The sequence below is a fragment of the Enterobacter sp. 01-M-02-SI-ECC genome, assembly GCF_047530595.1.
Classification (GTDB): Bacteria; Pseudomonadota; Gammaproteobacteria; order Enterobacterales; family Enterobacteriaceae; genus Enterobacter; species Enterobacter cloacae_M.
Window position 1 is genome coordinate 122,721 of record NZ_JBLKCZ010000011.1, and the last position, 17,746, is coordinate 140,466.

Annotated in this window: 19 protein-coding genes; 12 read left to right on the forward strand and 7 right to left on the reverse strand. The window is 52.9% G+C overall.

The features are described 5' to 3' along the window. Nucleotides 1-6: 6 nt before the first annotated feature. From ACMWLG_RS15615 to ACMWLG_RS15625, 3 genes are all read left to right on the forward strand, one after another. Nucleotides 7-435, forward strand: coding sequence for a hypothetical protein (locus ACMWLG_RS15615; protein ID WP_226855167.1), 429 nt, complete (start codon nucleotides 7-9; stop codon nucleotides 433-435). A 311-nt stretch (nucleotides 436-746) separates the two neighbouring features. Further along, nucleotides 747-2,300, forward strand: coding sequence for a DUF3696 domain-containing protein (locus ACMWLG_RS15620; RefSeq protein ID WP_226855165.1), 1,554 nt, complete (start codon nucleotides 747-749; stop codon nucleotides 2,298-2,300). After that, complete coding sequence (locus tag ACMWLG_RS15625) at nucleotides 2,300-3,112, forward strand: hypothetical protein (RefSeq protein ID WP_226855164.1); 813 nt, start codon at nucleotides 2,300-2,302, stop codon at nucleotides 3,110-3,112. The genes ACMWLG_RS15620 and ACMWLG_RS15625 overlap by 1 nt, the downstream gene beginning before the upstream one ends. Before the next feature lie 287 nt (nucleotides 3,113-3,399). Here the strand turns inward: ACMWLG_RS15625 and ACMWLG_RS15630 are convergent, their stop codons facing one another. Further along, complete coding sequence (locus ACMWLG_RS15630; protein ID WP_101677526.1) at nucleotides 3,400-3,648, reverse strand: hypothetical protein; 249 nt, start codon at nucleotides 3,646-3,648, stop codon at nucleotides 3,400-3,402. Nucleotides 3,649-3,717: 69 nt separating this feature from the next. Between ACMWLG_RS15630 and ACMWLG_RS15635 the strand changes: the two genes are divergently transcribed. The 7 genes from ACMWLG_RS15635 (at nucleotide 3,718) to dsbG (ending at nucleotide 9,049) form a co-directional block, all read left to right on the forward strand. After that, nucleotides 3,718-3,957, forward strand: a complete 240-nt coding sequence (locus tag ACMWLG_RS15635) for a hypothetical protein (RefSeq protein ID WP_045399879.1) — start codon at nucleotides 3,718-3,720, stop codon at nucleotides 3,955-3,957. A 156-nt stretch (nucleotides 3,958-4,113) separates the two neighbouring features. Continuing rightward, on the forward strand, nucleotides 4,114-4,533 hold the full coding sequence (locus tag ACMWLG_RS15640) for a hypothetical protein (RefSeq protein ID WP_045619904.1): 420 nt from the start codon (nucleotides 4,114-4,116) through the stop codon (nucleotides 4,531-4,533). 5 nt (nucleotides 4,534-4,538) lie between these two features. After that, nucleotides 4,539-5,099 carry an RNA polymerase sigma factor gene (locus tag ACMWLG_RS15645; RefSeq protein ID WP_080298659.1) on the forward strand — a complete coding sequence of 187 codons (561 nt, stop codon included), beginning with the start codon at nucleotides 4,539-4,541 and terminating at the stop codon, nucleotides 5,097-5,099. Between the two features lie 87 nt (nucleotides 5,100-5,186). Then, a complete protein-coding gene (locus ACMWLG_RS15650; RefSeq protein ID WP_045399868.1) occupies nucleotides 5,187-5,558 on the forward strand; it encodes a hypothetical protein in 372 nt (123 codons plus the stop codon). Nucleotides 5,559-5,605: 47 nt separating this feature from the next. Beyond that, a complete protein-coding gene (locus ACMWLG_RS15655) occupies nucleotides 5,606-7,630 on the forward strand; it encodes a protein-disulfide reductase DsbD family protein (RefSeq protein ID WP_045619909.1) in 2,025 nt (674 codons plus the stop codon). 7 nt (nucleotides 7,631-7,637) lie between these two features. Further along, a complete protein-coding gene (locus tag ACMWLG_RS15660; RefSeq protein WP_045399863.1) occupies nucleotides 7,638-8,249 on the forward strand; it encodes a DsbA family protein in 612 nt (203 codons plus the stop codon). Between the two features lie 41 nt (nucleotides 8,250-8,290). Then, nucleotides 8,291-9,049 carry a thiol:disulfide interchange protein DsbG gene (gene dsbG / locus ACMWLG_RS15665; protein ID WP_045399860.1) on the forward strand — a complete coding sequence of 253 codons (759 nt, stop codon included), beginning with the start codon at nucleotides 8,291-8,293 and terminating at the stop codon, nucleotides 9,047-9,049. Nucleotides 9,050-9,090: 41 nt separating this feature from the next. Here dsbG and ACMWLG_RS15670 read toward each other — a convergent pair whose 3' ends face one another. Beyond that, complete coding sequence (locus tag ACMWLG_RS15670; RefSeq protein ID WP_045399857.1) at nucleotides 9,091-10,383, reverse strand: glycoside hydrolase family 10 protein; 1,293 nt, start codon at nucleotides 10,381-10,383, stop codon at nucleotides 9,091-9,093. A gap of 7 nt (nucleotides 10,384-10,390) precedes the next feature. Next, nucleotides 10,391-10,678, reverse strand: coding sequence for a VF530 family DNA-binding protein (locus ACMWLG_RS15675; RefSeq protein ID WP_045399853.1), 288 nt, complete (start codon nucleotides 10,676-10,678; stop codon nucleotides 10,391-10,393). Between the two features lie 245 nt (nucleotides 10,679-10,923). Here ACMWLG_RS15675 and ACMWLG_RS15680 point away from each other — a divergent pair, with 245 nt between their 5' ends. Then, complete coding sequence (locus tag ACMWLG_RS15680) at nucleotides 10,924-12,345, forward strand: hypothetical protein (protein ID WP_045399850.1); 1,422 nt, start codon at nucleotides 10,924-10,926, stop codon at nucleotides 12,343-12,345. 62 nt (nucleotides 12,346-12,407) lie between these two features. Here ACMWLG_RS15680 and ACMWLG_RS15685 read toward each other — a convergent pair whose 3' ends face one another. Continuing rightward, entirely contained in the window at nucleotides 12,408-13,895 is a 1,488-nt protein-coding gene (locus ACMWLG_RS15685; protein ID WP_045399848.1) for a UbiD family decarboxylase, read from the reverse strand. Between the two features lie 112 nt (nucleotides 13,896-14,007). Here ACMWLG_RS15685 and ACMWLG_RS15690 point away from each other — a divergent pair, with 112 nt between their 5' ends. Beyond that, nucleotides 14,008-14,892 carry a LysR substrate-binding domain-containing protein gene (locus tag ACMWLG_RS15690; protein WP_045399845.1) on the forward strand — a complete coding sequence of 295 codons (885 nt, stop codon included), beginning with the start codon at nucleotides 14,008-14,010 and terminating at the stop codon, nucleotides 14,890-14,892. Here the strand turns inward: ACMWLG_RS15690 and ACMWLG_RS15695 are convergent. From ACMWLG_RS15695 to ACMWLG_RS15705, 3 genes are all read right to left on the reverse strand, one after another. Beyond that, a complete protein-coding gene (locus ACMWLG_RS15695; RefSeq protein ID WP_045399841.1) occupies nucleotides 14,883-15,794 on the reverse strand; it encodes a LysR family transcriptional regulator in 912 nt (303 codons plus the stop codon). The genes ACMWLG_RS15690 and ACMWLG_RS15695 overlap by 10 nt on opposite strands. Before the next feature lies 1 nt (nucleotide 15,795). Continuing rightward, on the reverse strand, nucleotides 15,796-16,782 hold the full coding sequence (locus tag ACMWLG_RS15700; RefSeq protein WP_045399838.1) for an MBL fold metallo-hydrolase: 987 nt from the start codon (nucleotides 16,780-16,782) through the stop codon (nucleotides 15,796-15,798). A 141-nt stretch (nucleotides 16,783-16,923) separates the two neighbouring features. Further along, the gene (locus ACMWLG_RS15705) at nucleotides 16,924-17,673 is read right to left on the reverse strand and encodes a 5'-nucleotidase, lipoprotein e(P4) family (protein ID WP_196238684.1); all 750 of its coding nucleotides are present in this window, start codon (nucleotides 17,671-17,673) and stop codon (nucleotides 16,924-16,926) included. Between the last annotated feature and the right edge of the window lie 73 nt (nucleotides 17,674-17,746).

Below are 17,746 nucleotides of genomic sequence, written 5' to 3' on the forward strand. Positions count from 1 at the left end.
GGGATCATGATAGATATCACAAGCGGTGACAGACACCTTAAAATAACGCCTTATGAAAGGCTGACTGAGCCCGAAGAGCCTGCCTATAGCCGTATTATGGTTTGGGTTGAATTCTCAATCCCTGCCTTAAAAACAGAGTTTGCTGCAGAGTTTTTTGTCGGTCAGTTGGAGCAGTTCAGGAATGATACACATGGTTTCCATCAGGCCTTAAGGACAGGTGAGAGATTTAAGGATATTAGTTTAACCTCGGCATTCGAGCAGGTTGTGCTTAAGTTTCATCAGGCACATTTTGCCGGGGCTGTTGGCGCTAGTATGGTACTTAAGCCTGAAAACCATGCTGACAGTATTACTCTGGATGATTCCTTCGATATCGATGAAAGTTACTTTCCAGACCTGCTCTCTGGTCTGGACGACATCATATCATGGCAAAACTGATGCATGAATTAAGCCACAAGACCGACACTCAGAATGCCGGTCTTTTTATGCCATCTACTCGCGATCTTCTCATCTTTAAGCTCTACATGCATCAGGTGCATGAGTTTGCATCCGTCTAATATTCCAGCGTTTGCCAGTCAGCTGCAGCGCTGGCACGGCTCGGGGCTCCTGGTGCATCTGCATTAGAATCGCCCCCCTTAAGCGGGCAGACGAGGTGGGGAAAGCATTGCACGATAGAACTAAAAGCAATATATTAATTCATAAGTTTAAGTGAGCCGTAAATTTTACTTAGGGATGAATAAAAATGATTAATGGCATTGGCCTGCAAAATTTTAGAAGCTTATGTGGATAAAACATTTATAAATCTCAAACCAATCACTGTATTTGTTGGAAAAAACAGTAGCGGCAAAAGTTCATTATTACGTACGTTCCCTCTGCTGCGTCAATCTGTTGAAGAAAATACCACAGGTCCTATCCTTTGGTATGGGCGTTTTGTAGACTTTGGTGACTTTACAGATGTATTGTCTCGAAACTCAGAGAATAAAGAAATTACTTTTAGTTTTTCGCTTTCTGTCCCGCCGGAAATTTCGCAAAGATACGCTTATTATCGATTTAATGATTCTGCCAAAACGGTTACAAATATTGAAACTGAATTGACAGTTTATTCTAAGGATAAAAAAACTAAGACAAAAAATATAAAATTGATTTTGGATGATGGTATCATAACAATATCTCTTGACGACAATGGCAATGTGAAGTTGCAAATAGAATCTAAAGGAAGGACTTTAGAGCGTGAAGGTATTGTTGCTAGAAATCTTGGCCAGTTCATCCCTAGCCTGCATTCCAAGGGTAAAGAGGATTCGACAGTAACGTCGCCAACTTTCTTTTCGATAAGACATCCTCGAGGTGACAGGGCTTTAGAGTTATCATTTATTGACGCAGCGTCGAAATCGATAAGGAATTATTTCCATATAAATTCCGACGTTAGTCAGTTCACTGAATCGTTTAAAAAAATCGGATTCGTGCCAAAAAAACATGCACATTCACTTTTGAAATTCCTATTCAAAGAACAAAAAATATTCACTAAGAATCTCAAAGAACATAAAGATGATATTATGGATGAGTTATATCCTTTTGTCATTGGTTGGAATATTAATAATATTATTGATATAATTAACACATCTTTAGCAGATTCATTTAGAAATGTAAAATATATTGCGCCACTGCGTGCAACTTCAGAACGATTCTATCGCTTTCAAGATTTACAGGTAAATGAAATAGATCATACTGGGTCTAATTTAGCGATGCTCCTCAATTCATTAAGGCCAACAGATAAAGCAAAATTTGAAGAGTGGACCAAGACTAACTTCGACTTTATTATTAAAGTCGAACAATCGGGTTCTCATTTCGCTATCCTAGTTAATACTGGTGACAATGCTGAAAACTATAATATAAGTGATATGGGGTTTGGTTATTCTCAAGTGCTACCTATCGTTGCTGCAATTTGGCTTGAAACGGAACGTAGAGCTAGTAGTCCGAGAAGACCTATTACATTTATCATTGAGCAACCAGAACTTCATTTACATCCATCATATCAGCATAACTTGGCAAAGATATTTGCAAAAGTTGTTACTAAAGCAAAAGAGAATGAAATTGATCTAAAAATAATTTTTGAAACACATAGCCAAACAATGATTGAAGCTTTAGGTGAGTGCATTGAAGGTGAGGTGGGATTATCAGAAGATGATGTTTCAGTTTTAGTCTTTGAAAAAAATTCAAAGCAGCAGACAATCGTCAAAAAAACCTATTTCAACGAAGATGGTTACCTCCAGAACTGGCCCGTAGGTTTCTTTTCAGGTAGATAATGATGTTGATTAAAATTGAAAATGCGACCAAAGAGGATGTTCTCAATAAAGATTATATAATTTCAATTGAGAATATTCTGCGTTCATTTGCTGAAGAAAAGCATTTGCTAATTGCACAAAGGGCTTTTTTTAAGAATATAATTGAATCTCAGGGCGATGTTTATAGTACATCTTCTAAGCATTTTGCTTCTGAAGCTTTATCTGGGTTGCTAGAGTACCATTCGATCATCAATCAAGTATCTTTTTATGTTTCTATAGATTTTTCAATTCGTGATAATTCATTTAGTTGGGTCGATTTGGGAGTGAGGTATAAGTTTGTCTGTGGCCCTTTATTCTTTAGTGACTCATCCCAACTACAGAAAACCAAAATAGTTTGTGAAAATCCCTTAGATTCTGATTTTTTTAAGATAGTTGCCAGTTTCTATGATAGAAAAGAGTCATTGTCAGGGTGTTCAATAAATTTCATTGCGTTAAATGGTGGCGGTGGGAGTACAAAGGATGTTTTTGACCGGACCATACAAAACAACGAAATTGCGTTTTGCATAGTTGATAATGATAAGAAGCATCCTAGAGCTCCATTCGGAGGGACTAGTGCTCATTTTATCAAATCTAAAACCAATAAGTCAGGTTTAGTAGAGATTTTAGATGTGCATGAAATCGAGTCGCTGGTACCTTTTGAGACAATTGAAAAAGTACTATCTGATTTGAATTTGTTAGTTAAAAAACAAGAATCGCTTGATTTTTTAAAAAAATATGTTCAATCGATGAGTCGGCAAAATTTTATTTTGACCATAAGAAAGGATTTGATTTAAAAACTGCTTTGGAACTCGATAATGCTCATGGGGATTATTGGCGCCCCATCTTGAAAAAACTTAACGATGATATTCAATGTGATTGCATTGACTCCAAAAAATGTGATTGTAAGCCTTCATGTTTGACTTATGATGGGTTCGGTGATGGTTTGCTCAGCAATACATTAAAACATATTAATCAAGGTAGTTTAAGGAGGTATAACCCTCCTTTGAGTCCAAAGTTATATGATAAATGGTATGCGTTAGGTAAGAATTTCTTTTGCTGGAGTTGCGGGCCTTGTAAAAAATCAAGGCTGAGTTGAAGTTAAAAGCGGTGAGGGAAAACCTTCACCGCATATTATGTTTATTAGCGATTGGTTACGATAATATTCGTCTGGCATCAGGCATGCACCATAGCTAACCAGTCGCTGTGTGCCCTGTTTCACCTTCTCCAGAGTAGCCATATGCTCTTCATGCATGTCTCGAAGCGAGTTTGTTAATGCAATCGCTAACTGTTTATTCGACTGCATTTTTAGTTGCAAATAGTTTTGTGCCATTTTATATAACCTTGCAGTATCATTATCTTATTATCATTGATCATGTTTGAGAAAGGGGCAACATCGAAAATGGGAAAGCGCAAGAGTGCTCTGGTTTATGTCCTGACCGTCATTATATTTTTGCTTATTATTCCTGAGATCATTTTGCGTGTATGCACGTCCGAGCAACTTGGCCGTATCAGCGACTTCACCAGTTTAGGTGGCTTGTTAAATCCACTATTATCCTTGCTTATCTTCCTGGCATTGGTGTCAATCATACTGGCCGTTATTGCTATCGCACTGGTTAAGCGAATTCTTCGTACGAGATGATTTGCCTGCAAGCGACTCATAGCACCCGTCAGCCGTTACCGCTATGAGTCCAAATCGTCAGCCCAAAAAATTTTATTCACCCCAGCAATATTTCCCTTCCTCATCCGTCTACCTCATCACAAGCCATAATCAGTTACTGTAAACGAGGTAAACACCATGAGAGATTTTGAAATGCACGGCAGAGGTCACGGGCGCGGATTTGGTCGCCACCGCATGGGTAAGGGCTTAGTCATCGGCGCGGTGATTTTCATCGTGCTCGGCCTGGTGGTGATGACCCTGTGGAACGCCTTGCTCCCGGCCATTCTCGGCGTTAAGGATATTGGCTTCTGGCAGGCGCTGGGCATTCTGGTGCTGTGCCGCATTCTGTTTGGCGGGTTAGGTTTCCGTCCGGGGATGTTCGGCGCGCACCGCCGGATGCACGAGCGCTGGATGAACATGACCCCCGAACAGCGCGAGGCGTTTATTCAGCAGCGCCGCGAAGGGTTTGGTCGCCACGGTCGCGGCCACTGCGGCTGGCACGGTCATCGTGAGGAAAAACGCGACGACGCCGCGCCCAAAAACCCGGAAGCAGAGTGAGCGAAATGAAAGCCGGGGAGGCGGGCGGATCCATGCTGATGTCGGCGCTCAATGCCTGCCGCGCCCGGCTGACAGCCTTCATTCGCGGACGGACCTCCGTTCGCGATGATGCCGACGACATTTTGCAGGAAGTCACCTATCAGCTGATGAAAGTGGAGCAGCCGGTCGAAAACGTCGCCGCCTGGCTGTTCCGCGCGGCGCGTAACGAGATGACCGACCGGGCGCGTAAAAAGCGTGAAGTGTCGCTCTCCGGCTATTTTACGGGCGAAGACGACGACGGTTTCCCGGAGGACGAGCTGGCCGAAACCCTGTTCGGCGTACCGCACACGCCAGAAGAGGAGTACCTCAAGACGCTACTGTGGGAAGAGCTTGGGCAGGCGCTGTCTGAACTGCCGCCGCCGCAGCGGGAGGCGTTTGAAAAGACCGAGCTCCACGGCTACAGCATTAAAATGCTGGCAGAGGAGACCGGCGCCAGCGAACAGGCGCTGTTATCCCGCAAGCACAAGGCGGTGATTTTTCTGCGCACGCGGCTGCGGGACGTCTATGACGCGCTGACGGGCGAATAGCGGTGACAGACAAAACCTTACACTTCCGGCACTTGTAGATTCATCACTATCGTTTATGATCGGGGCGTCTTGTTACTCTGGAACGTTATGCGCAACCGTCAGCTCCTCGGAAAATGGCTTTTGATCGTCACCTGTCTCGCTATGGCGCTTTGCCTCGTGCAGCGTGCGGTGATGCTCAACCATTTTTTACAGGGACTGGATCCGCAGATTTCCCTGAGTGCAGATGCCCCGGCTCAAACCAGCAGCACCGAACAGCCCGGCCCGTCGCCTTGCCAACTTGGCGCACACTCGCTGCTTTGCGCCCAGCCGCTGTTCTTCGACGGCGCGCTACCGGCCATTATTATCTTCTTCGCGCTGCTGCAGCTGTTTACGCAAGGGCGGGCATTGGCTCCCGCAGAACAGCCCGTTCAGGCACCGCCTCCCCGAATACACCTTAAAAACTGCGTTTTCCGTGAATGAAAATCATCGTCCTCACACGATAATTTTCACTGTTCACGGAGTAAAACATGGTTAACCTCTTCAGGGGATTCGTCTTCCTGTGGCTGTCCTGCATCGGCATTGTCCATGCGGCAGACACCGGCTGGCAGGTTTCCCCACAAAACGATCACGCCCGCATCCGCTTTCAGGCGGAGAGGGAGCAAACGCACGTTAAAGGCCTGCTCACCGTTGAGCTAAAGCCCGGCTGGAAAACCTACTGGCGATCGCCGGGCGAGGGCGGCGTCGCGCCAAAAATCAGCTGGCCGGAAGGCGTAACGGATAGCTGGTCCTGGCCGGTCCCGTCGCGCTTCGATATCTCCGGCATGACCACGCAGGGCTATCACGATAAGGTCGCTATCCCGATTACACTCGACGGGGTGAAGGGCGACACGCTCGACGGGACGCTCACGCTCTCGACGTGCAGTAACGTCTGCCTGCTGACGGACTACCCGCTGCATCTCGATTTTACCCAGCCGGTGGACGAGGGCTTCCGCAGCGAGTTCGAGCAGGCGATGCGTGCCGTGCCCGGTACGTCAGGCGTATCCGCGGATCTCTCCGCCTGGCTCGCTGGCGACAAGCTGGTGATTACCGGTACGACGGACGGGAAGTGGGATAACCCGGGGATCTACTTTGACCCGCTGGAGGATGACATTCTTCCCGGCGAGCCGGTCATCAAACACGACGGCAATACGCTTCGGGTGACGGTACCCGTGACCGACGAATGGGGAGACAAGCCCGCCTCGCTGGAGGGCAAGAGGCTGTCGTTTGTGCTGACCAGTGGCGGTCACGCGCAGCAAACCACCATGAGCGTTGGCGCGACGCCCGTAGCGCCCTCTGCGCCTGAAGGGACGGGCAAAATGGTGCTCTTTGCGCTGCTGGGCGGGCTGATCCTCAACCTGATGCCCTGCGTGCTGCCGGTCATGGGGATGAAGCTTAACAGCATCCTGCAGGCGGGATCGGACAGGCGCGCCATCAGGCTGCGCTTTCTGGCCACCAGCGCCGGGATCCTCACCTCCTTTATGCTGCTGGCGGGAATGGTGACCGCGCTGAAGCTGGCCGGGGCGTCGCTGGGGTGGGGCATTCAGTTCCAGAACCCGTGGTTTATCGGCCTGATGATCGCCGTCACCTTCCTGTTTGCGCTGAACCTGTTTGGCGTGTTTGAGATGCTGCTGCCTTCCGCCGCTACGGGACGGTTGGCTACGGCAGGTGGCGCGGGGATTGGCGGCAGCTTCTGCGAAGGGATGTTCGCCACGCTGCTGGCGACACCGTGCTCCGCGCCGTTCCTCGGTACGGCGGTCGCCTTTGCCCTTGGCGCACCGCTGCACTCCCTGTGGCTGATCTTCCTGATGCTCGGCGTGGGCATGAGCCTGCCGTGGCTGTTTGTCGCTCTGGTGCCGAAAACGGCCATGCTGCTGCCGAAACCCGGCCGCTGGATGAATACGCTAAAAGTCGTTCTGGGCCTGATGATGCTCGCCTCCAGCCTGTGGCTGGCGACATTGTTAAGCGTGCATCTGGGCGAGGCGGTCAGCCAGATTGTGATGCTGGTGCTCATCGCCGTCGCGCTCGCGCTGTTAGCCCTGAAGGGGCAAAAATCCTCACCGCTGTTCTGGCTCGTGATTATCGCGCTGTCGGCGCTCGGCGGGTATCAGGCGCGCGGGCTGCTTAACGCGCCGCCTGACGCTCCGGCGCAGAATACCGCTCAGTCCATCCCGTGGCAGCCGCTCAGCGAGGAGGCCATCCAGCAGGCGCTGGCGCAGGGGAAGCGGGTGTTTGTGGATATCTCGGCGGACTGGTGCGTGACCTGCAAAGTTAACGAGCATCGGGTGCTGAATCAGCCGGACGTCATTGCCGCGCTGCGCCAGCCGGACGTGGTGGCCCTGCGCGGAGACTGGAGCCAGCCGTCCGCGTTTATCGCGGATTTTCTGGCGAAACGAAACCGTTACGCTATTCCGTTTAACGCGGTGTATGGCCCCGGCCTGTCTGACGGCGAAATCCTCTCGCCGCTGCTGGACAAGCGCACCCTCATCACCACCCTGAACAACGCAAAAGGCTAACTGTGTTATGAAAAAAATCCTTATTACGCTTCTGCTCCTGCTGGCCCCGGTTCAGGTGTTCGCTGCCCAGCCGCTGACGCCGGACCAGGAGCAGCGCGCGCAGAAGATGATCGCTGATTTCCTGTTTAACGATCCAAACTCCCCGCGCATCGGAGCGAAAAACCCAAAGCTCACCCTGGTGGTGTTTACCGACTACAACTGCCCGTACTGTAAAAAATTCGATCCGTACCTGGAGAAGATTGTCGAAAAACACCCGGACGTGGCGGTGGTCTTTAAGTTTTTACCTTTCCGCTCGGAAAGTTCGCTGACCGCCGCACGAGACGCGTTAACCCTCTGGCGTGCGCATCCTGAGCAGTTTATGAAGCTGAACCACACTCTGATGGCGAAAAAGGGGTACCACGATGACGCCAGCATTCAGGAGGCGCAAAAGCGGGCGGGCGTGAGCGTGACGACGCCAGACGAGGAGAGTTTTCTGACGATCAGGCGCAGCCTCATTGTGGCGGAAAAAATGGGGATCCAGGGCACGCCCGCCACGCTTATCGGCGAGGGGCTGCTTCCCGGCTGGGTGCCGTTTGAACAGTTCGACGAAATGGTCAGTGACGCACTGAAAAACCGCTAACCTGAAGGGGGCGGAATGCCCCCGACAAACCGGAGAGGGAAATGAAAAAATTACTGTTACTTTCGGCGCTGGCGACGTCAGGGCTGGTACAGGCGGCTGAAGCCATACCGGATGTGGTGAAGCACTTCAGCGAGCAGCAGAACATCAAAATCATCAAGAAGCTGGATGCGCCGGGCGGGGCGCCAGCCTGGCTGGGGCAGTATCAGGATATGGGCGTGACGCTCTTTCTTACGCCGGACGGCAAGCACGTGATCTCAGGTTATCTTTATGATGAAAAAGGGAAGAACCTCAGCGAGGGCTATTTCCAGAAAGAGATCTACGCCCCGATGGGCCGCGAAATGTGGAAGAACCTCAACGCGGCGCATCCCCTGAAGGAAGGGGCGGATAACGCCCCGCGTAAAGTCTTTGTTTTCGCCGATCCGTTCTGTCCGTACTGCAAGCAGTTCTGGGCCGAAGCGCAGCCGTGGGTGAAGGCGGGCGAGGTGCAGCTCAACACGCTGCTGGTGGCGTTTCTCAACCCCAACAGCGGGCGTAACGCCTCGGCGATTCTGAATGCGAAAGATCCGGTTTCGGCGTGGCGCGAATACGAGCTTTCCGGTGGGAAAAAATTACCGAAGCCAGAGGGCGAGGCTTCCCGTGAGACGGTTGAGATCCTGCAGAAGCACCAGACGCTGATGGACAGCCTGGGCGCTAACGCCACGCCGGCCATTTACTATCTGAATGCGGAAAATGAGCTGCAGCAGGTGGTCGGTATGCCGGATGCGCAGCAGCTTGAGGCGATGTTCGGGCCGAAGCCGTAAAAAAAACAGGCAGAAACGGGATGTTTCTGCCTGGTCATCAATCAGCTACCCCAGCGTCCTCGGAGGTAGTTTACGGCCTGCTGGGTCTGCGGCTGGTTCAGGTAATCTTCCCGGAACAGGATGGTGCCGTTCACGTTGGGCAGCGAATCGTTGAGATCGAGCTGCTTTTTCAGCTCCGGCACGCCGCCCTGAACCGTCCAGTCCGGTTCGTTTCTCGACGGCTCGCCCACCTTGTAGAACGCAATGCCGATATACAGGCGAGTGTGGGTCGGCTTAACGACGTCGGCCCACCATTTGGTCAGCACGTCGTAGCGCGCGGCGTCCCGGGAGAAGGGCCAGTAAATCTGCGGAGCGATGTAGTCGAGCAGGCCCTGCTGAACCCACTGACGCGTATCGGCGTAGGATTCATCGTAGGCCGCGGCGCCGCGGGTGTCCGAGCCTGCCGGGTCAAAGGAGCGGTTACGCCACACGCCCGCCGGGCTGACGCCAAACTCAACGTCGGGCTTAGTCTGTTTAATCGCGCGGGAAACCTGGACGATCAGCTGCTGCGTGTTGTGTCTTCGCCAGTCGGCCTTTGAGGCAAATCCCTGACCGTACTGCCGCCAGGTCTGCGAATCATTGAGCGCGGACCCTGGCGATTCTGCGTAAAAGTAATCATCGAACTGCACGCCGTCTACCGCGTAATTCGCCACCACTTCGGTCACCACTTTGGTTATCCAGTCGCGCACTTCCGGAATGCCGGGGTCGAGCACAAAGCGGTCACCCGAGATGCGCACCCACTCAGGGTGCTGGACATAGACGCTGGACGGGGTCTGATAGGAAGTCCGGTTCAGGGCGGCGATGGTTGACGGTTTGGTGTTGGTCGACACGCGGTACGGGTTGAACCATGCATGGACCTTCATGCCGCGCTTGTGCGCTTCATCCAGCATAAACTGCAGCGGATCGTATCCCGGATATTCGCCGATGTTGCCCGTCAGCATATCCGACCACGGCAAAATTTTTGATGACCAGAGGGCCGTGCTGTCCGGCTTCACCTGGAAAAACACCGTGTTAATACCGAGGTGCTTAAGATTGTCGAGCTTGCCGATCAGCGCCTGCTTCTGCATCGCGATGCGCTGATCGGCGCTGCGGCCGTTCACCGAGGCTACTGGCGGCCAGTCGAGACGAGAGACGGTTGCCAGCCAGATCCCGCGCATCGGCTCGTTTGCCTGCTGCGTCGGTTTACTGACGTTGGGGAGAGGGGTAACCAGTGATTTGGGTGGTTTGGAGGAGCAGCTCACAAGTAAAAGCGCGCAGGCAGCCAGCGCACCAATCCGTTTTACGTGTCGCGTCATTTGCGTATTAGCTCTTGATAATCCGACTGTTGGCCCAGGGATTAAAGGCGGGCTCCGCCTGTTCTGTGCTTACCTCATCGTTGAGGGAGTCCAGATACAGGGCTTCCACTTCCGCGCGCGCCCACGGGGTGCGGCGCAGAAATTTCAGGCTCGATTTAACGCTGGGATCTTTTCTGAAACAGTTAATTTTGATTCGGTCGCCCAGTTCGCTCCAGCCATATTTTGCCACCAGGGCATTGACCATCATCTCCAGCGTTACGCCATGCAAAGGATCTTTGGAAATATGTGCAGTCATAGGTGTCCGGATGTCTCGATTTTTAGGGGATTGGGGTAACCCCTGAAAGGGTACAAGAAAGCAGGGGAAGCGGCAATGCAATCCAGACTGGATATGCAATGGGGATGAGTGCAAGCGGAGTAAACCCACCTTATTTAAGCGTTAAGAGTGTTAGAGGTAAAAGTATAATATCGTCAGACGCCTGACATTGTCTGCATTGATGAAATCGTTGGTCACTTAATATCTAACCCTTCGTGAGAAATACTATGAGCAGCAGCGGAAATAAATTTACTTACCTGGTGGTTTCACCTCCACACGTCCGTCGCAGGAACGATGAAATAGAAAAAATTGAGTTAAAAAAGTATCTCAATCGGCAGGACGGAATTAAAAAACAGATCAATCATCCTTCCTACGGCGATGTTTGCGTAGCTTATAAGCCTCCTAAAACCATGTTATTACCTGCAGACACACTTGTTGCCAGAACCAAATTTTATGCGATCCCAGGTGCGCTGGAGTGTGGCTATTCACAAAGTATCAACTGGACTGCAGAAGGGATGTTAAATGCAGAAATACACAGAAAGATTAGTATATACGTACTCGCCAGATTAAAGCTGGCCGGCGCCTGTATTGGTATTAGCCATAGCCGATCTTTTAAGGTGAAGAATTTTTACCAGTGCATTGAAGCCTCAGAGAAAGCGACTATTTCCTTTATTATAGGCGGTTTCTTTTGCTACCAGTCTGCAACCAACTGGTTAAACTCCAGACATGAACAAATCAAGCTATTTATTCATGCCGGGCTCGCGGATAAAGCATCCTTAAGCCTTAAGCGAAAAAAGGGTAAGAAGACTACCCCCGATTATCTGATTGAGACGACCCAGGGGAAGTGGCACGTATTTGAGAGCAAAGGCGGCGAAAGTAGCAGTCGATGGCAGAGAATCGAAGAGGGCATTGCGCAGTTAGAAAGCGTCACCAGAGTTGGCTGGAAAGGGCAAAAAAACCAGCCTATAAGCACCTTCGTCTGTACACACACGTCCATAGATTCAGGAAAAGAGATTGCGGTGAACGTTGTTGATCCTCTCCCTGGTCACTCGCGATCTATTATTCTCAATCGCGCTGTCTCTGTTCTTCTCACAAAAGCGTCATTAATCGACCTTTTTGACGTGCTGGCAGAAGATGAATCGAATGCCGTGTTTAGCATCCCGGGTATGCAGGGATGGAAATTTATCAACGCCCCACTGTATGATCACGTTCAGTTAGGTATCCCGGAAAAATACTCTGCCTTAAAAGATGTATTAAGAATAGGGGTTGGGCAGTATCTAGCGCTTAAAGAAATAATTGATGACGCGCTTATGGAAGACGATGAAATGCCCACGCCGGAAGCCGTTGAAAAACGATTATCAGATCTATCTATAAAGCCCGATGATGTGCGCAACGCCATGACGCTAATAGCCCCCTTGCTGCATAAAAAACGTGCTTATGAAGATATACTGCATCTATTCTCTGAAAAACTTAAACTGCCAGAGCTGGCGGATAAATTTTGTCAGGAAGATGAACGGTTAGAAAAAGCATTATCCGAATCAGTAAGAAAGCATCGATCTCCATGGGGCGGCCTGGTGCGTGAAGCGCCAGCACCCGGTCATGATGACCCTTGGGAGAAAAAACAAAGACAGAATAAAATGAAGCCCTGACCTGAACAGCAGTAATGGGACAGAAAGGCCGCGCTGATGCTCGGCCTTAAGCTATCAAGCGGTTATTTTGTCTGGGTAAAAAGCTCCGGCGCCCACGGACGCGGATCCACTTCCATAAACGGCGCGCGCTCGAAGCGGTCCTTCAGCGCCCACGGCACCGTGCAGTCAAAGATGGTTTTGCAGGAAATGCCGTTTCCGCGAATCGAAGTGCTGTAATCCGGCGACTGGGACGGATCCAGCTGGTGGCCGCGGATCCCCGGAATATTGGTGATGCTGACATCGCCCTGCATGCGGGTGGTCATCGCCCACAGGATGTCGTCGCTGTCGAAAATATCCACGTCTTCGTCGACAAGAATGATGTTCTTCAGCTCCGAATAGGTGGCTAAGGCAATCAGCGCCGCCTGGCCCTGACGTCCTTCGTCTGACGGCTGGCGCTTTTTCACCTGCAGGATCCCGAGGAATTTACCGCCGCCCGCGGTATGCGCATAGACGTTTTGCAGGAAGCCCGGAATCGCCTCTTCAACGGCATTGCGGATGCTGGCTTCCGTCGGTAAACCGGCCAGGGTGGTATGCTCTTCTCCCGGTCCCACCAGCGTTTGCAGGATCGCGTGGTTTCGCATGGTCACCGCTTTCACTTTGATCACGGGCAGGGACGGGTTCGCCTCGCCGCAGTAGCCCGGGAACTCCGGCATCGCGTGGCCGGTATTGGTGTGCTGATCTTCTCTTACGCGCACGCCCGGAAGCAGTTCGCCCTCGATGATGATTTCCGCCCGCGCGATCGCTTTCTCTTTTACCGCCACGCCCTGCACCAGTTCGACTGGCTGCTGGCGCAGCGCCCCGGCGACGCCCAGCTCGTTGTAGCCAAACGGCGTGGTGGGCGCCTCAAAGCACGCGCCGATATAGATGGCGGGATCGAGACCCATATTGATCGTCACCGGCAGCGGTTTTCCGGCCTCTTCCGCCTTTTTGCGGAAGACTTCGATGTGGCGACCGGCGGCAAGGAACATGGAAAGCTCGTCGCGCTCCTGGACGCAGAGGCGGTGAATGGTGACATCCGTCAGCGAGCTGTCTTCCGGATCGCTTGCCAGCACCAGCCCCAGACAGAAGAACGGGCCGGCATCAATCGGCGTGTTTGTCGGTGCCGGAAGCAGCTTGCGCAGGTCGAAGTCAGGATCGTCTGCGTAGAAAACCTGTTCCTGGCAGGGCGCCTGCGAGGCTGGAACGACAACCGGCGCAACCGGCTTTTTCACCGCCTGGCCGACGTGTTTTGCCAGCTCAGAGGGCTTGCAGCCCAGAAGGAGCGCCGCGCGCTCGCGGCTGGCGTGCATGCCCACCAGGATGCGGGAGCCCGGATAGCCCTTCACGCTGTTGAACATCATGGCCGGTCCCGTACGGGTGGGACGTTTTACCGTGCCGCCCGCGCCGATATGGCGGTAGACTCCCGCCAGCTCCGCGTTGGGATCGACCGGATAATCAGTTTCAAGATACTGCCCTTCGTGGCGTTGCAGCAGGGCGATGGCGCTGCGGAGATCGTTGATCGGGTTTTCCATATTTTCCTCCCTCGGTTGAATACCTCCATTTTTATGGCAATGACCAATAGCATCAATTGCATCATTACTGCTAAATTGATAAGTAAATCCATATCAAAAAAGGAAGCGTTCCGTGCAGTTTCGTCAGATGCGCCATTTCATCGTGGTGGCCGAAGAGCTCCACATGCACCGGGCCGCTGAGCGTCTGAACATGGCGCAACCGGCCCTGAGCCAGCAGATTAAGGCGCTGGAAGAACGTTTAGGCGTAACGCTTTTTAGCCGGGCGAACCGCCGCTTAGCCCTGACGCCCGCGGGTGAAGCGTTTCTGGTGAAAGCCAGGCTCGCCATTTCCCTCACCGAGCAGGCGGTTCTGGACGCCAGGCAAACGGCAAGGGGCGAGCAGGGGATATTAAACCTGGGGTGCGTGTCGAGCGCGATGTTTGACGGCAGGCTGCCCGCCGCGCTGCGCCATATGCACACGCGCTGGCCGGCCATTACCATGTCGCTGGTGACGGGAAACGTGCAGACGCTCTACGCGGCCGTGCAGAGCAACCAGCTCGATGTGGCTATTATCCGGGCGCCGCTGCCGTCGCTGCCTGACGATCTGCAAAGCCGCCCGTTCACGTCAGAGAAAACGGTGCTGGCGCTGTATCGTCAGCATCCGCTGGCGGGATCTTCCGCGCTGACTCTTTCGTCGGTGAAGGACGAAAAGTGGATCTCCCTGCGCGACCCGGAGGGAATGGGGCTGGAACAATACTTTTATGACGCCTGCAGCGGGGCGGGCTTTCAGCCGGACGTGGTACAAAACGCGACCGACGTGCCCACGGTGATAAGCCTGGTCTCGGCGGGGTTTGGGCTGGCGCTGCTGCCCGCGTCGGCAAAGGCGGTGAGCGTAGAGAACGTGGTTTACGTGGACATCCTCGACCGGCTCCGGGAAAGCGAGCTGACGCTGGTTTGCCACCGGATTATTCGCTCAGAAGTGCTTAAAAAATTCCTGATTACCCTCGATCAGACCTGACGCCCGGCGGCCTGCAGCAGCTGCTCGCGCAGCCAGGCATTCGCCGGATCCTGGCTGTTTTTCGGGTGCCAGTACATGTAGATGATAATCGGCTGGAGCGGCAGCGGCGGCGCAAAGAGATCCAGCGTGCTGGCAAACTGTTTCAGCATCCGTTCCGGCAGGGTGCACACCAGGTCGGTACCGGCGACAAGCGCAGGCGCCACGGCGTAGCTCTGCGTGGACATCGCGACGTGCCGCTGGTAGCCCAGCCCGGCCAGGGTTTGATCGACAAAGCCGGTAAATGGATCTCCCGCCGATGACACCACCAGATGAGAAAGCGCGCAGTAGCTTTCCAGATCTAACGCTCCGGTCCCGCGCGGATGGCCTTTGCGCTGGGCGGTGGCAAACGTATCGTCGAGCAGTTTGCGTCTCACCCAGCCGTCATGGGCGCCCGCGCTTACGCCGATGTAGATATCCACATCTCCGTTTTCCAGCTGCTGCGCCAGTTCGGACATCTGTGGCAGGGCGAAGCGCAGGCGAATATCGGGAGCAGCGGTACCCACCTGGTTAAGCAGCCCGGTGCCCAGCATCAGCGCCGGGTTTTCGTGCAGGGCGATAACAAAGGTCCGGGTACTGGTCTGGGCATCAAACGTAGTGGGGGCAAACAGCGCGCTGATGCCGCGCAGCACGCTCTCTATCTGCGGCTTAAGCGCTTCCGCTCGCGGCGTGGGCAGCACCCCACGTCCATGTGGGGAAGGAATAAACAGCGGTTCGCCAAACAGCGTTCGCAGACGCGCGAGACGAGCGGACAGCGCGGGCTGGCTGATGCCCAGCCGCGCGGCCGCATGGGTGATATTCCTGTCCTGAAGCAGGGCGTCCAGGGTCAGGATCAGGTCTATGTCCATGTCAGGGCTGGTCGTCATCTTATTTCGCGCTGCCGGCGTCCCGGTTGGTATAGGTCACAGGGACCCAGGCATAGCCGCCGTTTTCGCCTTTGGTGACATACCCGATACCCGGAAAAGGCAGATGGGGCGCAGCAACCAGATCTTTATTTTTCACAAAGTCAGCAAACGCATGTTCGCGCACGCTTGCGGCTTTGTTCTGATCTTCATCGTAGGTAATGGTCACGTCAGGCTGCGGGAACTGTACCGCCGCGGCATGAATGATGTCGCCGACAAAGGTGATCTTCTCGCCTTTGCTCGTCAGCGTGTAGAAGGCTGAACCCGGCGTATGGCCGGGATGAACCGTGCCGGTCAGCCCCGGGAGAATCTCCGATGTGCCGCTAAAAGGCACCACTTTACCGGCGTCAAGATAGGGTTTTAAGGTCTTCTGCGCGACGTCAAAGTAGTTCCTGCCGTAGCCGGTTTTTTTCTGATTCTCGTCGTTAAAGAAAAAGTCGACGTCCGGTTTACCAACGAAAACGCGCGCGTTACTGAACACCACCTTGCCGTCTTTCACCAGGCCGCCCGCGTGATCGGAGTGGGCGTGGGTCAGCAGGACTTCAGTAATGTCCTCGGGTTTAACCCCCTGGGTGGCGAGGCTCTCAATCAGACGTCCGCCGTTGCCGGGGCCAAAGAGCTGGCCTGAGCCCGTATCCACCAGAATTTTATGTCCGGGCATCGCAATCAGGAACGCGTTAATGGATACCTCAGGCGGGTTGGTCTGGAAATTTTCCGCGAGCAGCGCATCGATTTTTTGCGGCGTTGTCCGGCGCAGCAGCTTGTGCAGATCCTGCGCGACGGTCCCGTCCGTAAACGAGGTGACCAGAACGTCGCCGACCTGAACGCTGTATCCGCCCGCCGGTTGTTTAACGACGTGCTGGGGCGTCTCTGCCGCCGCCTGCAGCGCAGGGTAGAAAAGCAATGAACTGGAAATCAGCGTAGAAAGAGCAAGTTTTTTCACGGTAAGCATACGAGTCTCCTTTGAAAGCGCTCATCTTACTTCTTCGTAAAATTATAAGAACCTGCCCAGAAATGATAGGACCTATAAACGCAGTGGATAGCACAGCGCAGAAGCCGGGTGGCGATGCTGCCTTTCCCGGCTCGTAACACGTTATTTTTTCAGAGGTGCGTTCCAGCTGTCCGGCGTGGCTTTGGACCAGGAGCCATAAGCGGCATTTGGCAGCACAATCCAGTCGTTACCGAAGTGTTCCGCGCTGGCCTCAACCAGCTCACGCTGCTGCTCGCTCGGCTTTTTATTTTTAAACTGCACGGCGAAATCCGGCAGGCTGTCGCCAAACAGCATCACGATCTGCTGCTTTTTGAGGATGCTCTGGCGACGCTCTTCCTTGCTGACCGTGTCCAGAAGCACGCTTTCATCGGACACCTGTGGAAGTCCCAGAGCTTTTAACGTCCTGAGCGTATCGGCTTTGTTTTCCTGCATGCGGTCCGAGACATAATAGATACGGACCTTGCTCTGATTCACGTGGTCAAGAAACGCTTTCGCACCGGGAATTAAGCCGGGTTTTCCCTGTTTCTCCCAGTCGCTCCAGGTGTCCCATTTTGTATAGTCGTGACACTGCTCGGTGTCGCGCACCAGCAGAGGGGTGTTATCCAGCACAGTTTCATCGAGATCCATCACCACGGCGTATTTTTCTGGCGCTTCCAGATCTTTTAACTTTTCGTTAAAACGCTCGGTGGCAAACCGATACGTCTGCAGCTGAAGGGCCACGATCTCTGCCGATTTCTGCTGATAGCGCAGCGCCATTTCGTACGCTTTGGGTTCACACAGATCGCCCCCGGCGGCCGTCGCCGCTGCCGTTGCACTCAAAACAGGTAATGCCAGCAGTAATGCCTTAGCCATTGAATTCACACTTCTTTCCTCAACACCGTGGTTAAAATCCCGAAAGCGTAATGAAATTCAATGACAGAAATAT

Bases quoted from the DNA above. Each gene is read 5' to 3' on its own strand.
- ACMWLG_RS15615 (WP_226855167.1), top strand. From the start codon at position 7: ATGATAGATATCACAAGCGGTGACAGACACCTTAAAATAACGCCTTAT.
- ACMWLG_RS15620 (WP_226855165.1), top strand. From the start codon at position 747: ATGGCATTGGCCTGCAAAATTTTAGAAGCTTATGTGGATAAAACATTT.
- ACMWLG_RS15625 (WP_226855164.1), top strand. From the start codon at position 2,300: ATGATGTTGATTAAAATTGAAAATGCGACCAAAGAGGATGTTCTCAAT.
- ACMWLG_RS15630 (WP_101677526.1), bottom strand. From the start codon at position 3,648: ATGGCACAAAACTATTTGCAACTAAAAATGCAGTCGAATAAACAGTTA.
- ACMWLG_RS15635 (WP_045399879.1), top strand. From the start codon at position 3,718: ATGGGAAAGCGCAAGAGTGCTCTGGTTTATGTCCTGACCGTCATTATA.
- ACMWLG_RS15640 (WP_045619904.1), top strand. From the start codon at position 4,114: ATGAGAGATTTTGAAATGCACGGCAGAGGTCACGGGCGCGGATTTGGT.
- ACMWLG_RS15645 (WP_080298659.1), top strand. From the start codon at position 4,539: ATGAAAGCCGGGGAGGCGGGCGGATCCATGCTGATGTCGGCGCTCAAT.
- ACMWLG_RS15650 (WP_045399868.1), top strand. From the start codon at position 5,187: ATGCGCAACCGTCAGCTCCTCGGAAAATGGCTTTTGATCGTCACCTGT.
- ACMWLG_RS15655 (WP_045619909.1), top strand. From the start codon at position 5,606: ATGGTTAACCTCTTCAGGGGATTCGTCTTCCTGTGGCTGTCCTGCATC.
- ACMWLG_RS15660 (WP_045399863.1), top strand. From the start codon at position 7,638: ATGAAAAAAATCCTTATTACGCTTCTGCTCCTGCTGGCCCCGGTTCAG.
- dsbG (WP_045399860.1), top strand. From the start codon at position 8,291: ATGAAAAAATTACTGTTACTTTCGGCGCTGGCGACGTCAGGGCTGGTA.
- ACMWLG_RS15670 (WP_045399857.1), bottom strand. From the start codon at position 10,383: ATGACGCGACACGTAAAACGGATTGGTGCGCTGGCTGCCTGCGCGCTT.
- ACMWLG_RS15675 (WP_045399853.1), bottom strand. From the start codon at position 10,678: ATGACTGCACATATTTCCAAAGATCCTTTGCATGGCGTAACGCTGGAG.
- ACMWLG_RS15680 (WP_045399850.1), top strand. From the start codon at position 10,924: ATGAGCAGCAGCGGAAATAAATTTACTTACCTGGTGGTTTCACCTCCA.
- ACMWLG_RS15685 (WP_045399848.1), bottom strand. From the start codon at position 13,895: ATGGAAAACCCGATCAACGATCTCCGCAGCGCCATCGCCCTGCTGCAA.
- ACMWLG_RS15695 (WP_045399841.1), bottom strand. From the start codon at position 15,794: ATGACGACCAGCCCTGACATGGACATAGACCTGATCCTGACCCTGGAC.
- ACMWLG_RS15700 (WP_045399838.1), bottom strand. From the start codon at position 16,782: ATGCTTACCGTGAAAAAACTTGCTCTTTCTACGCTGATTTCCAGTTCA.
- ACMWLG_RS15705 (WP_196238684.1), bottom strand. From the start codon at position 17,673: ATGGCTAAGGCATTACTGCTGGCATTACCTGTTTTGAGTGCAACGGCA.